Source organism: Streptomyces sp. NPDC033221, assembly GCF_055577005.1.
In genome coordinates this window covers 85,970-100,548 of sequence record NZ_JBVIQN010000016.1, presented here as the reverse complement: position 1 = coordinate 100,548, position 14,579 = coordinate 85,970, and the positions used below count along the sequence as shown (strand labels likewise).

Annotated in this window: 14 protein-coding genes; 11 read left to right on the top strand and 3 right to left on the bottom strand. The window is 71.8% G+C overall.

Annotation, left to right across the window (positions count from 1 at the left end):
* Positions 1–21: 21 nt before the first annotated feature.
* The 4 genes from ACZ53K_RS22035 to ACZ53K_RS22020 all read left to right on the top strand — a co-directional run bounded on the left by ACZ53K_RS22035 (position 22) and on the right by ACZ53K_RS22020 (position 3,806).
* A complete protein-coding gene (locus ACZ53K_RS22035; RefSeq protein ID WP_468839138.1) occupies positions 22–2,493 on the top strand; it encodes a CHAT domain-containing protein in 2,472 nt (823 codons plus the stop codon).
* Positions 2,490–2,954, top strand: coding sequence for a hypothetical protein (locus ACZ53K_RS22030; RefSeq protein WP_468839135.1), 465 nt, complete (start codon positions 2,490–2,492; stop codon positions 2,952–2,954). Before ACZ53K_RS22035 ends, ACZ53K_RS22030 begins: the two co-directional genes overlap by 4 nt.
* 73 nt (positions 2,955–3,027) lie before the next feature.
* Positions 3,028–3,429 carry a CD225/dispanin family protein gene (locus ACZ53K_RS22025; protein WP_468839132.1) on the top strand — a complete coding sequence of 134 codons (402 nt, stop codon included), beginning with the start codon at positions 3,028–3,030 and terminating at the stop codon, positions 3,427–3,429.
* A 2-nt stretch (positions 3,430–3,431) separates the two neighbouring features.
* Positions 3,432–3,806, top strand: coding sequence for a DUF2752 domain-containing protein (locus ACZ53K_RS22020; protein ID WP_468839130.1), 375 nt, complete (start codon positions 3,432–3,434; stop codon positions 3,804–3,806).
* Between the two features lie 47 nt (positions 3,807–3,853).
* On the opposite strand, the gene ACZ53K_RS22015 is transcribed toward ACZ53K_RS22020, so the two are convergent.
* Positions 3,854–5,044 carry a cytochrome P450 family protein gene (locus ACZ53K_RS22015; RefSeq protein ID WP_468839128.1) on the bottom strand — a complete coding sequence of 397 codons (1,191 nt, stop codon included), beginning with the start codon at positions 5,042–5,044 and terminating at the stop codon, positions 3,854–3,856.
* Between the two features lie 341 nt (positions 5,045–5,385).
* On the opposite strand from ACZ53K_RS22015, the gene ACZ53K_RS22010 reads away from it, so the two are divergent.
* The 4 genes from ACZ53K_RS22010 (at position 5,386) to ACZ53K_RS21995 (ending at position 10,327) form a co-directional block, all read left to right on the top strand.
* Positions 5,386–6,543: an acyltransferase family protein gene (locus tag ACZ53K_RS22010; protein ID WP_468839125.1), complete on the top strand. Its 1,158-nt coding sequence runs from the start codon at positions 5,386–5,388 to the stop codon at positions 6,541–6,543.
* Between the two features lie 277 nt (positions 6,544–6,820).
* A complete protein-coding gene (locus ACZ53K_RS22005; RefSeq protein WP_468839122.1) occupies positions 6,821–7,864 on the top strand; it encodes a polyprenyl synthetase family protein in 1,044 nt (347 codons plus the stop codon).
* Between the two features lie 26 nt (positions 7,865–7,890).
* Entirely contained in the window at positions 7,891–8,949 is a 1,059-nt protein-coding gene (locus ACZ53K_RS22000; RefSeq protein WP_468839119.1) for a terpene synthase family protein, read from the top strand.
* 31 nt (positions 8,950–8,980) lie between these two features.
* Positions 8,981–10,327 carry a cytochrome P450 gene (locus ACZ53K_RS21995; RefSeq protein WP_468839117.1) on the top strand — a complete coding sequence of 449 codons (1,347 nt, stop codon included), beginning with the start codon at positions 8,981–8,983 and terminating at the stop codon, positions 10,325–10,327.
* 1 nt (position 10,328) lies between these two features.
* Here ACZ53K_RS21995 and ACZ53K_RS21990 read toward each other — a convergent pair whose 3' ends face one another.
* The gene (locus ACZ53K_RS21990; protein ID WP_468839114.1) at positions 10,329–11,396 is read right to left on the bottom strand and encodes a type I phosphomannose isomerase catalytic subunit; all 1,068 of its coding nucleotides are present in this window, start codon (positions 11,394–11,396) and stop codon (positions 10,329–10,331) included.
* Positions 11,397–11,588: 192 nt separating this feature from the next.
* Here ACZ53K_RS21990 and ACZ53K_RS21985 point away from each other — a divergent pair, with 192 nt between their 5' ends.
* Positions 11,589–11,762 carry a CsbD family protein gene (locus ACZ53K_RS21985; protein ID WP_365846780.1) on the top strand — a complete coding sequence of 58 codons (174 nt, stop codon included), beginning with the start codon at positions 11,589–11,591 and terminating at the stop codon, positions 11,760–11,762.
* A 198-nt stretch (positions 11,763–11,960) separates the two neighbouring features.
* Here ACZ53K_RS21985 and ACZ53K_RS21980 read toward each other — a convergent pair whose 3' ends face one another.
* Positions 11,961–12,620 carry a response regulator gene (locus ACZ53K_RS21980; RefSeq protein ID WP_468839110.1) on the bottom strand — a complete coding sequence of 220 codons (660 nt, stop codon included), beginning with the start codon at positions 12,618–12,620 and terminating at the stop codon, positions 11,961–11,963.
* A gap of 156 nt (positions 12,621–12,776) precedes the next feature.
* On the opposite strand from ACZ53K_RS21980, the gene ACZ53K_RS21975 reads away from it, so the two are divergent.
* Together ACZ53K_RS21975 and ACZ53K_RS21970 are read left to right on the top strand one after the other, a co-directional pair.
* Entirely contained in the window at positions 12,777–13,742 is a 966-nt protein-coding gene (locus tag ACZ53K_RS21975) for an ABC transporter ATP-binding protein (protein ID WP_468839107.1), read from the top strand.
* A gap of 3 nt (positions 13,743–13,745) precedes the next feature.
* Complete coding sequence (locus ACZ53K_RS21970; protein WP_468839104.1) at positions 13,746–14,543, top strand: ABC transporter permease; 798 nt, start codon at positions 13,746–13,748, stop codon at positions 14,541–14,543.
* The last annotated feature ends 36 nt before the right edge of the window (positions 14,544–14,579 follow it).

Sequence of the window (14,579 nt, the reverse complement as noted above, 5' to 3'; positions counted from 1 at the left end):
GGCGCGTGGGAGGTGGGCAGCATGGGGGGACTGCCGTTCCGCCTGGATGTGTTCGAGGTCCGGGACGAGTGGGTGATCATGTGTACGTCACCGCTCGGCCGGGCCAGCACCAAGGTGCGTCCGCCGTACGCGCCCGACGCGCTGCCGCTGATGCTCGCCGAGATCAGGATGGCCCTGATCCGGTCGGCCAGCCCGGTCATCACCCGCCGCGCCTCCCTGGTGGAGAAGAGCGTCCGGGACTTCGGCGAGCGGCTCTCCGACACCGTGCTGACCGGGGACATCCGGCTGCTCTTCGACCGCTGCCGCGAACACGCCCGGCGGCAGGGCGAACCGCTGCGCGTCGTACTGGGCCTGGACGGCCCGCAGGTCTCGGGCATCCCCTGGGAGTTCGCCATCGACCCGTACGCGCGGGACAGTTACCTCGGCCTGCGGGTGCCCGTCGTCCGCTCCCCGCAGCTCATGGACGCCCCGGCGCCGGTCCGCATCACGCCGCCGCTGCGCGTGCTGGGCGTGATCTCCCGGCCCACCGACCTGCCCGCACTCCAGGCCGACCGCGAACGCGACGAGATCACCCAGGCGTTGCAGCGGCTGAGCACCGACGTCGCCGTCGACTGGCTGCACGGCGACGGCTGGAGCGAGCTGGCCGAGGCGGTCCGCACCCGCGCCCCGCACGTCCTGCACTTCGTCGGCCACGGCGGGTTCGACCCCGAGACCGAGTCCGGCTACCTGGAACTGTCCGCCGAGGACGGCACCGCGATGCATGTCTCCGGCACGGACCTGGGCCGCCTGATGCATGACAGCCCGCAGCTGCGGCTGGTCGTGCTGAACGCCTGCGAGTCGGCGACCAGCGGCGCCGAGGGCGTCTTCAGCAGCACCGCCGCGAAGATCATGCGGGAGGGCGTGCCCGCGGTGGTGGCGATGCAGTACGAGATCACCGACCCGGCCGCGCTCGCTTTCGCTTCGTCCTTCTACACCGGCATGGCCCGCGGGCTGCCGGTCGACCGGGCGATGACGCTGGCGCGCGAGAGCGTGAAGATGACGCTGCCCGGCAGCCTGGAGTGGGCCACGCCGGTGCTGTTCCTGCGCTCCGACGAGACGCAGCTGTTCGTCGTACCGGAGGCGGACGGGCCGGCGCGGGCGGGTACGGGCAAGGAGCCGGCGGGGGAGGAAGGGGCGCCCGGCCCGGGCGGTCAGGCGCCCCCGGCCGGCGCGGGGCAGTCGGCCGTACCGCCGTCCGCCGAGGCACAGGAGGCACCGGCGCAACAGGAGTACGTGGGTGACGTGGCGTCCGAGCGGACCGTGCCCCAGCGGGCGCCCGGTCCGGGACCGGCGTCGGGCCATGGCGCCCCTGCCGGACCGGCCGTGCAGCCCCCGCCTGCGTACCCGCCGAACCAGCCGCCCCGGGAGCAGCCCTGGATGGCCGGCGTACGGGAGAAGTTCGCGCGCTACATACGCGCCGAATCACCCACCCAGCCACCCGGCCCCGCGCCCACCACCCGGGGCGCCCACCCCTACCCGCCGCCCACCACACCACCCGCGTCCACCGCGTCCGCCGCCCCGTCCGGCCGGACACCCCCGGTCTTCACCCCGCCTCCCACCGACCGCCCCCGTACGCCCGGACTGCTCCCCGGCCTCGGCCCGTGCACCCAAACCGCCCTCGGCCCCCGCGAGCTGTTCGCCGCCGCCTGCGCGGACGGCTCGCTGCGGGTCTTCCGGCTGGACCGGGCAGAAATGCTGGCGGAGTGCGCCCTCCGCCAGCACGGCCCGGTCCTGCGCCTCGCGTGGAGCCCCTGGCCGCGCAACATCGCCACGCTCCACGAGAGCGGCACCACCGTCGTCTGGGACATCGAGACGGAGGTGCCCGTACGGATCCTGCCGGGGCACGCCGGGCAGACCACCGCGCTGGCCTTCAGCGGCGACGGCCGCTGGCTGGCCACGGCGGTCGGCGACCGGATCCGGGTGCACGACGCCGACGGCCGCACCGTACGCAGCCTGGTCGTCGCCCCGGCGCCGCTGGTGCCCTGCCTGGCCTTCGCGCCCGGCGACCGGCAGCTGCTGGCGGGCACCGCCGACGGCGCCGTACGCCGGCTCGACGTCCACGGGCGGACCACCGCGCAGTGGCCGCACCCGCAGCCGGTCTGCGCCTTCGCCGTATGCGCCGACCGGCTCGCCACCGGCAGCCCCGACGGCCGGATCCGTGCCTGGTCCTGGAGCGGGCGGCTGCTGCACCGCGTCCACCAAGGCGGCCCCGTACGGCAGTTGGCGTTCGCTGCGGACGGTACGGCGCTCGCCGCGGCGAGCGACGACGGCATCCTGGTCCGCTGGGACCGCGACGGCGTCCCGCGGGACCGCGTCGAGCAGGCCGGGCGCCCGGTCGGTGTCGCCTTCACCGGCCGGGACGGCGCGGTACTGACCGCGTCCGACGACGGCCTCGTGCAGCTCCACCCCCGCACCACCGCCCCCACGGGGCCGGACACCGAAGAGGCCCCATGACCGAGATCGAGATCTTCTGGCCCGCCGCGTACCCGCTCGACGCGGTGCACGCCACCGACACCCTGCTGCGCGAGTCCGGCATCCAGGCCACCTACCGGCGCGCGCCGATGCGCCGCGGCCCGGAGACGTACGCACTCGTGCTGCTGGCCGGGCACACGCTCCAGCCCTTCCTGCGGGCCGTGTTCGAACGGATCGGCGCGGACGCGTACTCCGGACTGCGCACCTTCGTCAGCGGCCTGATCGGACGCAAGCCCGCCGCGGACGCCCCCGGCGGGGTGGTCTTCGAATGCGTGGGCACCCGTGCCCAGTTCGTCTTCACCCACGGCCTGCCGGACGCCGCCTACCAACAGGCCCTGACGCTCGACCCCGGCAGCACGCCGGGCCGGTGGGCCTGGCAGGACGACCGGCAGTGCTGGATCCGCTTCGAGGAACGGGCCGAGGCCGCCGGTCCCGCCGGCTGACCCGGCCCACCGTACGACCGACATCACCGGCAGCCCCCACGGGCCGACGTACCGACTGGACAAGGAGGCCGTCATGGCCTATCCGCAAGGCCCGCCCGGCGAGGACTGGGGCGGCAACACCCCCTGGACCGGCCAGTCCCAGCCACCGCCCACCGGGCCCCCGCCACCCCAGCAGCCGCCGCAGTACCAGACTCCGTACCAGCCCCAGTACGGGCCCGGCTACCAGCAGTACGCCAAACCGCCCCAGAGCTATCTGATCCCGGCGATCCTGGTGACGCTCTTCTGCTTCCTGCCCACCGGCATCGCGGCGATCATCTTCGCGACCCAGGTCAATGCCAAGTCCGGTGCCGGTGACTGGGCCGGAGCGGAGGCGGCGTCGAAGAAGGCGAAGCTGTGGACGTTCATCAGCCTCGGGGTCGGCATCTTCGCCGGGCTCATCGTCCTGCTCTCCAGTGCCGCGGGCGGCGGCTACTGACCGTGCCCGCACCGCACCTCATGCGGCGCCGGACGCTCGAAGCCTGGTCCGGCGCCCTCCTGTTCGCCGCCCTGACCGTGCTCGTGGCCTTCCGCGACCCCGAAGCCCCGGGCCACTACCCCAGTTGCCCCTTCCGTTCCCTGACCGGCCTCCTCTGCCCCGGCTGCGGCACCCTGCGGGCGCTGCGCGACCTCACCCGGGGCGAGGTGACCGCGGCCCTGGCGCACAACGCGCTCTTCGTGGCCGCCCTGCCCCTGGCCCTGTTCTCCTGGCTGCGCGCGGTCCGGGGCCGGCCGCCGGTGCTGACCTCGGCGTGGGCGGGCGTGGCGGCCGTGGGCGTGCTGCTTGCCTGGGGTGTGGTGCGCAACTGTGTGTGACCGGGCGGACGTTCCGGGCGCCCGGGGCGCCCGGGTGTGAGCACCGTTCAGGCGTAGCGCACGGGCAGGCGACGGAGTCCACGCAGCCACGACGGCCGCGAATGCCAGACGAGGTCGGCCGGGTCGGTGTCCAGGGCGATGCGGGGACAGCGTTCGAAGACGGTCTTGAGGGCGATCGCAGTCTCCAGGCGGGCGAGGGGGCCTCCGAGACAGTGGTGCACGCCGTGGCTGAGCCCGAGGTGACCCCGGGCGTCGCGCCGGATGTCGAACCGGTCCGGGGCCGGGAAGCGCCGGGGGTCGCGGGACGTCGCGGCGAGGACGACGACCACCTGGTGTCCGGCGGGGATGGTGGTGCCGGCCACGTCCATGGGCTCCGCCGTGTAACGAAGGGGCGAGTGCATCACTGAACCGTCGTACCGCATGATTTCCTCGATCGCGCCGTCGAGCAGGGACCAGTCGGCGCGCAGCGCGTCGAGCTGGCCGGGGTGGCGCAGCAGGGCCAGGACACCGTTGGCGATGAGATGGAGGGTGGTCTCGTGCCCGGCGAAGAACAGGAGGAAGGCCATGCTGAGCAGTTCCTCCGCCGAGAGCCGGTCACCCTCGTCGGCCATCGTACGGGCCAGCGCGCTGAGCAGGTCGTCGCCCGAGCTTTCCCGGCGCTTGGCGTCGACGAGCCCGGTGAGGAACTCCGCTGTGGACCGGGCCGCGGCCAGCCGCGATTCCGGGTCGGTCGGACAGGCGCACTCCGTGGCCCAGCCGTGGAAGGTCTCACGGTCGGCGTCCGGAATACCGAGAAGCTCGCAGATGACCGTCGTCGTCAAGGGCAGGGCGAGACTGGCGATGAGGTCGGACCGGCCGAGCGGCAGGGCCTTGTCCAGAAGGTCGTCGGTGACCTCCTGGATGCGCGGGCGCATCGCTTTGACACGGCGGGCGGTGAAATCCGTGGCGACCAGCTTGCGGAGGCGGGTGTGTTCGGGCGGGTCCATCTGATGCATGGCCCGGAGAAAGACGCCCACCCCGCTGTCCCCGGGTGAACAGTGGGACGGGTCGTTGCTCAGACGCGGATCGGCCAAGGCGGCGCGGGCCTCCTCGTAACCCACGATCGCCCAGACCTCGCCGTAATCGGCGATGGTGACCCGGTGTACCGGACCCTGTTCCCGCAGGAGCCCGTAGGCCGCATACGGATCGTTGGCGAAGTCTCGTGCCGATGCAAGTGATTCGATGCTCGGTGCGGACATGAGCGCTGGTTCCTTCTGTTCATGGCGGTGTGCACGGCAGCGCAGCCGCCGGGGCGGCAAGGACCATGGGTCACAGTAGGGGCGATCACGGCTGCCGAGCGGTGCGGCACGTCAGGCACCGCTGTCGATTGCGGCCGCCCGCTCGTCGCGGGAGCGGTGGGGGGAGCGGCCGCGGGCCGCTCACGTGCGGGTCCTCGGCATCCGGCGTAATCCATCGGCACCCGATCCGGTGAGCCGTCGCGCGAGTCGCGCGGTGCGTTCGGCATGCGATCTGAACACTAAATGCAGGTCTCCGGCCTTCCGCCCGCACCATACGGATATCGGTGTCCCCTAGGAGCAGAATGTCGCTGCCGTCGGCCGCCTACCCGCGGCTACCCTCTCTCGCTGGATTGAGATGGTTCGCATCTTTCACCGTGTTCATCTGCCATATTGTGGTGTATGACGCTGTCGTCCGAGGGGGGCTGCCGAGCAAGCCGCTCTTTTTGATGGGTACCTCCAGCGTCTCGTTGTTCTTCATTCTCAGCGGATTCGTGCTGACGTACGCGTGGCGGAGTTCGGACACGGCCCGGATGTTCTGGCGCCGTCGCCTGGCCCGGGTCTACCCGAGCCACCTGGCCGTCTGGGCGATCGTCATGCTGCTCTTCTGGGGCCTCGGTGTTCCTCGGGCCGACATGAATCCGGGGTCCAGTGCGTCGGCATTCGGCGACCTGGCCAACGCCTTGCTGGTGAACACCCTCGTCCCTTTGCGTGAGTTCCCTGCCGCCGGTAACGCGGTTGCCTGGTCGCTCACCTGCGACCTCTTATTCTATTTGCTGTTCCCCGCACTCTTTCCGCTGATCGCGCGGATTCCCGGCAAGTGGCTCATCACCGCGGCTGCCGTCACGGTGGTTCTCGCGTGGCTGGTGCCGCTGTTGCTCTCGCTGAACCTGGGCGGCGGCTCTCCGGGAAGCCGATTCGCGGCGGTCGGCATGTCCGAGCTCCAGTTCGCCCTCGTATACATGTTCCCGTTGAGCCGGCTGCCGGAATTTCTGCTGGGCATGATTCTCGCCAGAATGCACGTTGCCGGATGGGCCCCCGGTTTCCGGGTCGTGTCCGCGGTCTGCCTGCTGGGCGCGGTGCTGCTCATCGGGCCGATGCTGCTCCCCGTACTCTTCATGCTCACCGCCGCGACGGTGATCCCGGTCGCCCTGCTGATCCTGGCCACGGCGGCCATGGACGCACGCAGCGGGAGGTCGCTGCTGGGGACCCCGACGATGGTGTATCTCGGCGATCTGTCGTACGGGTTCTACCTGATCCACCTCCCGGTGATCCTGTGTGTCCTGCACTACTCCGGCGGCACCTGGGGGCCGGTCTGGACCGCCTCCGTGTCACTCGCCGTGGCGTTTCCTGCCGCGGTGCTGCTTCACACCCTCGTTGAACGCCCGTGTATGCGTCGGTTCTCTGTCAGGAGGACGAAGATGGCTGCCGTTCCCACTCTTCCGGTGGGGGAAGAGGCCTGAGCGACCGGGACATGTTCCGAGCCGATCGCCGCGACCGCGCTCTCTCGAATGCCCGCAGGCAGCGGACACGAATGGCCTGTCTTGTGGTGCCCGTGGCCCCGATCTGCGGTGGGGTGGTCGCGCGAGATCAACTCTGGAGTACCAGGTAACAGGTCACCGGTGCGCAGCCGGTGCCCGGCCACCTGCCAGGGTTCCCGCCCGCGCGCGAGTTTGAGCCGTGGCCCCCGCGATATCGCGAAAGGGCGGCGGCGCCACATGAAATGAAGGGGTAGGCGAAATGACGCCAGTAACCGTCGAGCAGTCGGCCCGTGATGCCCATCAAGTGCTGCTGGAGGCGGGAAAGGAGACGGGGCCGGCGATGCGGGCGGCGATCGGGCTGCTGCCCGAGCGGGTTCGCCAGCTGGCAGAACTGCACTTCGTCTGGCCCAGTACCGACGAGCTCGTCGGCCGGGAAGGCGGGGGGAAAGCGGTGCGGCCGGCCTTGGTGCTGCTGGCCTGCGACGCCGTCGGGGGCGCCCGCTCCGCCGCGGTGCCCGCCGCGGTGGCGGTGGAGTTGGTCCACAACGGGTCCCTGCTGCACGACGACATCATCGACCGCGACCAGCTGCGGCGAGGACGGCCCGCCCTGTGGGCGACACAGGGGCGCCCCGCAGGGATCCTGGCCGGCGACGCGCTGTTCTTCCTGGCGGTCCAGGTCCTCAACGGGTCCCCGCCCCCGCTGGACACCGCGGGCATGCGCTGCCTGATCAACTGGGTACAGCAGCTGCTCGAAGGGGAGTGGGCCGACACCCTGCTCGAACGGAAGTCCGACGTGTCGGTCGCCGAGTGCTCGGCGGTCGCCGCGGCCAAGACGGCTTCCCTCACCGCGGCCGCATGCGAGCTGGGGGCTCTGGCCGGCGGCGCCGGAGCCGAGCGTACGGCCCATCTGCGGGCGTTCGGCACCCACCTGGGGCTGGCCTACCAGATGGCCGACGACCTGCTGGGCATCTGGGGCGACCCGCGGCGCACCGGCAAGCCGGTCGGCTCCGACCTGACCTGGCGCAAGAAGTCCCTGCCCGTCGCCGCCGCGCTGGCCTCCGGAACCGCGGCAGGAGAAACGCTTGCCCACCTCTACTGCAACGGGTCCGAGCCGTTGACCGCCGACGAGGTCCAGCAGGCCGCCGAGCTCGTCGAGGAGGCGAACGGGTGCACCTGGACCGTCCGGGAGGCGGAGCGCCACATCCACTCCGCCCTGGAACATCTGGCCGCGGCCCGCCCGGATCCGGTGCCCGCCGCCGAGCTGGCCTCACTGGCCCATCTGATCACAAACCGCGATCGCTGACGGTCCCCGCAAGCACTGGAGCAACCGTGATCGACCTGCCCGCCTTCCACTGCCCCCTCCCCATCGCCGTGCGCCCGGACGTGCTGGAGTTCGACAACCGGCCCAACCAGTGGATCGACACCTGCCCGGTCCCCGTCGACCCCACCGCCCGCGCCCGCATCCGGACCACCCACTCCGGGGCGTTCGTGGCCTGCGCCAGCCCCGACGGGGTACCCGAGCGGCTGGAGTGGGGCGGGCGCTGGTTCCTGATCGGCTTCACCGTCGACGACTGGATCGAGTCGCTCACCACCGTCGAAGAGGCCGTCGCGGTGGGCTGCACGCTTCAGCGCGTGGTGGACACCGGCGCGGACCCGGTACGGGCCGACCTGCCGTTCGGCGGACACTTCGCGGAGATGGTCCGGGACTGCCGGTCCTTCGCCACCGATACGCAGTACAGCCGGTTCGCCGCCGCCTACCGTGCGTACCACCAGGGAATTCCGCTGGAGGCGGCGTACCGGATCACGGGCCGTACGGTGCCGCTCGCCGACCACCTGAGCCTGCGCAGCTGGCTGTGCGGGGCCCCGATCGTCTGTGCCGCCCTGGAGATCTACAACGACATGGAGATCCCGGCGCACGAGCACGACCACCCCGCCATGAGCGCACTGCGTGAGTCCGCCGGACTCCTCCTGGGCTGGGCCAACGACATCTGCTCGCTGGGCAAGGACATCGAGGACGGCGGCGGCGCCAACAATCTCGTCGCCGCGCTGATGGACCACCACGGCCTGGACGTTTCCGAGGCGACCGCGGAGGCCATCGCCGTCTGGAACCACACCATGGGCATCGTTCTGCGCCTGCGCGACCAGGCGGCGGCCGGTGCGGGCCCGGCGCTCGAACGGTTCCTGCGGGATCTCGACAACACCATCGCGAACACCATCCAGTGGCACGCCAACAACCCTCGTTACGGCGACCTGCCCCCGATGGCGGTCGTCGCCGAACCGCCCGCGGGCCCCGGCCCCCGCCCGTCCGCGCCACTCGATGCCTGGTGGCAGCGTCTGACCTCGGCCCTCGGTGCGGAACCCGCGCTGGCAGCGCAGAGAGCCGTATGAACCGCCTCCACAGCCACAGGAGCCCGACCACGTGAGTGCGACGACAGCATCTTTCACCACCGCCACCGCCCCCGGCGCGCTGCCTCTCATCGGACACGCCTGGCAGCTCGCCTACCGGCCCATGGAGTTCATGCGCTCCCTGCACACTTATGGTGATCTCGTCGAGATCAGGATCGGCACCACGCCGTACTACGTGCCGTGCCACCCTGAACTGCTGCATCACGTGTCGACCAATGACCGTGTCTACGACAAGGGCGGCCCCATCTATGACCACATCCGGCAGTTCGTCAGCGGTGTCGGCACCTGTCCGCACGCCGAACACCGGAGCCAGCGCCGCCTGATCCAGCCCGCCTTCCGCCCCGACCGGCTCGCACACTACGCCCGGACGATGCAGGAGGAGATCGCCGGGCTGACCGGGGCGTGGCACGAGGGGCAGGCCGTGGACCCCTTCCCCGTCTTCCACGCGCTCAGCCACCGCATCACCGCCCGCACCGTCGTCTCCGCCCGTGCCGACCAGGCCGCGGCCGACGTGATCAGCCGCTCGTCCGTCGTGCTGTTCGACGAACTGTCCCGGCAGATCCTCACGCCGTCCTTCCTGCGGCGTCTGCCGACCCCCGGCAACCGCCGCTACCGGCACGCCGTACGCGCACTCCGCCAGGCGGGCCAGCACATCATCGCTGACTATCGCAGGGCCCCGGCACAGGACGCGGACCTGCTGGAACTGCTGCTCCGCGCCCAGGCGGACGCCGACGGGGAGACCGGGACGGCCAACGAGGAGATCCATGCCGAGATGCTCAGCATGCTCCTGGGCGGAACCAACTCCGCCCCCGTCCTCACCTGGGCCATGGTCTGCCTGGACCAGTACCCGCAGATCCGCGAGCGCCTCCACGCCGAGGTCGACGCCGTCCTGGCCGGCCGGCCCGCCCATTACGACGACCTGCCGCATCTCCCTTACACCCACCGGTTCCTGAACGAGACCATGCGCATGCACCCCCCGGGGTGGATGACCACGCGTACCGTGACCTGCCCGGCCGAACTCGCCGGGCTCGACCTCCCCGCCGGCGCCGCTCTGATCATCAGTCCGCCGGCGGTGCAGCTCCGCCCCGACGTCTTCCCCGAACCCGACCGCTTCGACCCGGACCGCTGGGACCGGCAGCACGCTCCCGCACCGCCTCGCGGATCGTTCCTCCCTTTCGGAGCCGGGCCTCGCCAGTGCATCGGCGACACATTCGCCATGGTCGAGATGGTGCTGACCGTCGCGACCATCGCCGCTCGTTGGGAACTCACCATCACCCCCGGCAGTGACATCAGCCATCCCCCGTTCCAGCTGGCCCACCTGCCTCGTCACCTCGGCCTTCGCGTCACCACCCGCGACTGACCTATGCCAACCCCTCGCCCAGCGCGGTGATCACCTCGGGGGAGTGACCCGCCGCGCGGAGCGGGGCGCGGACGTCCCGTTCCAGGTCGGGCAGGTAGCCGAGCAGCACGTCGGCGGGGCCGTGGATACGGACACCGGAGGCCGAGGCGGCAGGCAGCAGGAGCGTCTCGGCCGGGCCGAGGGTTTCCCGTACCGCACCGCACGTCACCTCCGTCGCGGCGCCGATGTTGCTGAGCACCACACACGTCTCGAACGCCGGCACGGCGGCCCCCGGGGCCCGTACCCGCCAGTTCTCCAGCGCGAAGTACGGCCCGGCACACAGCATCCGGCGCTGCGCCCCGCCCTCCGCCGGCAGCCGCAGCCCGGGGTGGAAGTCCGGGCGGTGCTCCGGCTTCCACTCGCACAGCAGCGCCTCGACGTTGGCCCGCCACTGCTCGTCGCCGATCGGGGCGCCGTCCTCCATACGGTGGCGCATCGCGTGCTGTTGCAGGTCGGAGGTCTGCTCGATCTCGTAGACGAGGGTGTCGGGGCCGAAGCTGTGCGGCGTGCCGCCCGGTACGTACAGGGTCTGGCCCGCGCGGACGGGCAGACGCCGCAGCACGGCGTCGAAGTCCTGGTCGAGCAGCGCCTGCCGCAGCCGGTCGTGGTCCACGCCGGGCCGTACGCCGGCCAACGCCGTGGTGCCGGGCGGCGCGTACAGGATGTGCCAGGCCTCCGTCTTGCCGTTCGGCTCGCCCGCCCGCTCGCGGGCCGCCGTGTCGTCGGGGTGCAGATGCACCGGAAGGGGGCCGTGCGCGTCGATGAACTTGGTCAGCAGCGGGAACCGGGGCCCGCGCCAGCCGCGCCCGACCAGTTCGTCGGGGTGGCTGTGGGCCAGCTCCCGCAGGGTGCGTCCGGCCAGGCTCCCGTTCAGGACGTGGGAGTGTTCCCCCTCGACATCGCTGACCTCCCAGGTCTCCGCGACCGGCCCGCCGGGCAGCCCGGTGCGGCCGAGCCGTTCGGCGATGGCCCGGCCGCCGAAGACATGCTGCTTCACCGGGGTGGTCAGCCGTATCGGGTACCAGTTCACCGTTCGAGTACACCCCTTTTCCCGCCGCTCCGGATTCATTACGCCGACCACTGGCGCGCCCCGGACCCGGCCGTACGGTCCGGACGGGAGCACGGTGATTCGGCCCTCGGGAAATCCGCCGGTTTACCCGTCCGGCGCACGGGCACGCGATGAACTGTCAAGGAAACGGCTCGACCGAAAAGGAGCGCGACCATGACCGCCGACAAGAAGGCTTCCAGCAAGGCCGAGCGAGCCAAGGGCGCGGTGAAGGAGAACGTCGGCCGTGCGGTCGGCAACGAACGCATGACGGCGGAGGGCCGCGCGGAACGCGCCAAGGGTGACGTGCGCGAAGCCGGCGAGAAGGCCAAGGACGCCTTCAAGCGGTGACGCCCTCGGTGTGACCCTGTCCGCCCTTTCGGTGCGGGGTCGCGCTGTGCCCCTTCGTGCCCTCTGCACAACCCTCTGAGAAAGCGCGCCTCTTCGCGTGCACACCAGAGTTCCGGGCGGTGGTCCGGCGGAATTCCCACCGGGGCGCCGCCCGGCCCATTTGCGCGAAAGATATCCGCGGAACTCAAAGACAGGCTCTCAGCGGGCGCGGACGACCAGTCCCGCCTCATAGGCCGTTATGGCGGCCTCCACCCTGTTCCGTACGCCGAGTTTGCCGAAGACCGTGCTGACGTGGGCTTTGACCGTGCCTTCGACCAGCTCCAGACGACGCCCTATCTCGGCGTTGGACAGCCCGGCGCCGAGCAGCGACAGCACCTCGCGCTCGCGTGCGGTGAGCTGCCCCTCGGGCAGCCGCGCGGGAATCGGCCCGGCCGGACGGCCCTCGCGCAGCCCCGCCACCACCCGGGCGGCAACCCTCGGCGACAGATAGGCCCCGCCCGCCGCCACCGCGTGGACCCCGGCCAGCAGCTCCCGCGGATCGTCCGCCTTGAGCAGGAAGCCGTCGGCGCCCGCCCGCAGGGCACGGGCGATGAACCCGTCCTCGCCGAAGGTGGTGAGCATGACCACGGCCGTGCCGGGCAGGTCGCGGTGGATGCGGGCGGTCGCGTCGATCCCGTCCAGCCCCGGCATCTGGATGTCCAGCAGGGCCACCTCCGGCCGCAGCCGGATCGCGGCGTCGACCGCCTCGTGCCCGTCGGCCGCCTCGGCGACGACCTCGATCGCGCCGTCCCTGTCCAGGATGGCGCGCACCCCGGCACGGACCATCGCCTCGTCGTCAGCCAGCAGTACCCGGACCATCGGCGCAGTCTAGCGACGGGCCCAGAAGCCCCGGCACGACGATCGTCGGGGACCCCTGACGAAAGTAAGGGCAAGGATCACCTCCGTGCGGCCGACGCGGGCCGGGACCGGTGCTCCCTACGGTCGAAGCATCGCAGGAACTCCGGAAGGACGCACGTGATCACCCTCAGAGGGCTCACCAAACGCTACGGCGGCACCGCAGCCGTCGACGATCTGACACTGGACGTCACCGAGGGCCGGGTGACCGGCTTCCTCGGCCCCAACGGCGCCGGGAAGTCGACCACGATGCGGATGATCCTCGGCCTGGACCGGCCGACCGCGGGCACGGCGCTCATCGACGGCAGGCCGTACGCCGCGCTGCGCCACCCGGTCCGCGAGGTGGGCACCCTGCTGGACGCCAAGGCGCTGCACCCGGCCCGCTCGGCGCGCAGTCATCTCGTGGCCCAGGCCCGCAGCAGCGGCATCCCCGTGCGCCGGGTGGACGAGGTGCTGGAGACGGTCGGGCTGGCCACGGTGGCGCGCCGCCGGGCCGGGGCGTTCTCCCTCGGCATGTACCAGCGGCTCGGCGTCGCGGGCGCGCTGCTCGGCGATCCGAAGGTGCTGGTCCTCGACGAACCCGTCAACGGCCTCGACCCCGACGGGGTGCGCTGGATACGGGAGCTGGTGCGGGACCAGGCCGCACAGGGGCGGACGGTGTTCCTGTCCAGCCACCTGATGAGCGAGATGCAGCTGACGGCCGACCACTTGGTCGTCATCGGCCGGGGCCGGCTGCTCGCCGACGCGCCCCTGCGCGAACTGCTGGCCGGCGGCGCGGCGGGCCCGGTCCGGGTGTGCGTTCCCGATCGGGAGGACCGGCGCAGGCTGGCCGGTCACCTGACGGCGTACGACGGCGTACGGGTTTCGGCGGACGGCGCGGAGGGCCTCGTTGTCCGGGGCCGTACCGCCCGGGAGATCGGGGACCTCGCCCACCGGCTCGGCGTACGGATGCACGAACTGCGCGGTATGGGCGCCTCGCTGGAGGAGACGTACATGGAACTGACCGCGCGCAGCGTGGAGTACGGGACGGCAAGCGCGGCGCACACCGCCGCTGACGGCGCTCCGGCGCGGAAGACGGGGGTGTGAGTGATGCCCGCTCCCGTGCCATCCGAAGCGCCCGGCCGCATCCCGGTGCGCTCCGGCGGCGGGGGTTTCGCCGGGGCGGTCGCCGCCGAGTGGACCAAGCTGTGGTCCCTGCGGGCCCCGTACGTGTGCCTCCTGGCCGGGACCGCGGTGACAGCGGTCTTCACCTTCTACTACGGCTCGATCGCACGGATCGACGACAAGCCGGTCCAGCCCGTCGGCAACGCGCCGGCCGCCTCCGTCGCACTCGTCCAGTTCGCGGTCATCGTCCTGGCGATGACCGCCGTGACGAGCGAGTACGCGACCGGCAGCGTACGCACCTCGCTGCTGTGGGTGCCCGTACGGCATCGCCTGCAGCTGGCCAAGTCGCTGGTGGCCGCCGCGGTGTCCGGCGTCGCCGGGGTGCTGTGGGGCGTGCTGGGCGTGGCGGTGGCCTGGACGCCCTTCCGCGGTCACGCCGCCTTCCGGATGCCCGAGGTGCTCGCCCAACTGGCGGCGATGGGCCTGTACTGCGCGCTGATCGCGGTACTGACGGTGGGCGCGGCCTTCGCCGTGCGCCATGCCGCGGCGGCTCTGGCGCTGCTGGCTTTCCTCGTTGCCGCCCTGCCCAACCTGCTCCTCGGGCTCGGCGGACCCGTACTGCCGGCGATCAATGACTACCTGCCGCAAACCGCGGGCGACCACTTCATGCGAGGCGACGGGGCCGCTCCCTACCCCGCGCCTGTCGCGCTGCTGATCATGCTGGCGTGGACGGCCGCCGCGCACCTGGCCGGCCGGGCGGTGCTCGGCAGGCGCGACGCCTGAGAGCACGCAGCCCAGTTTCGTCAGAGCACCCCGCCC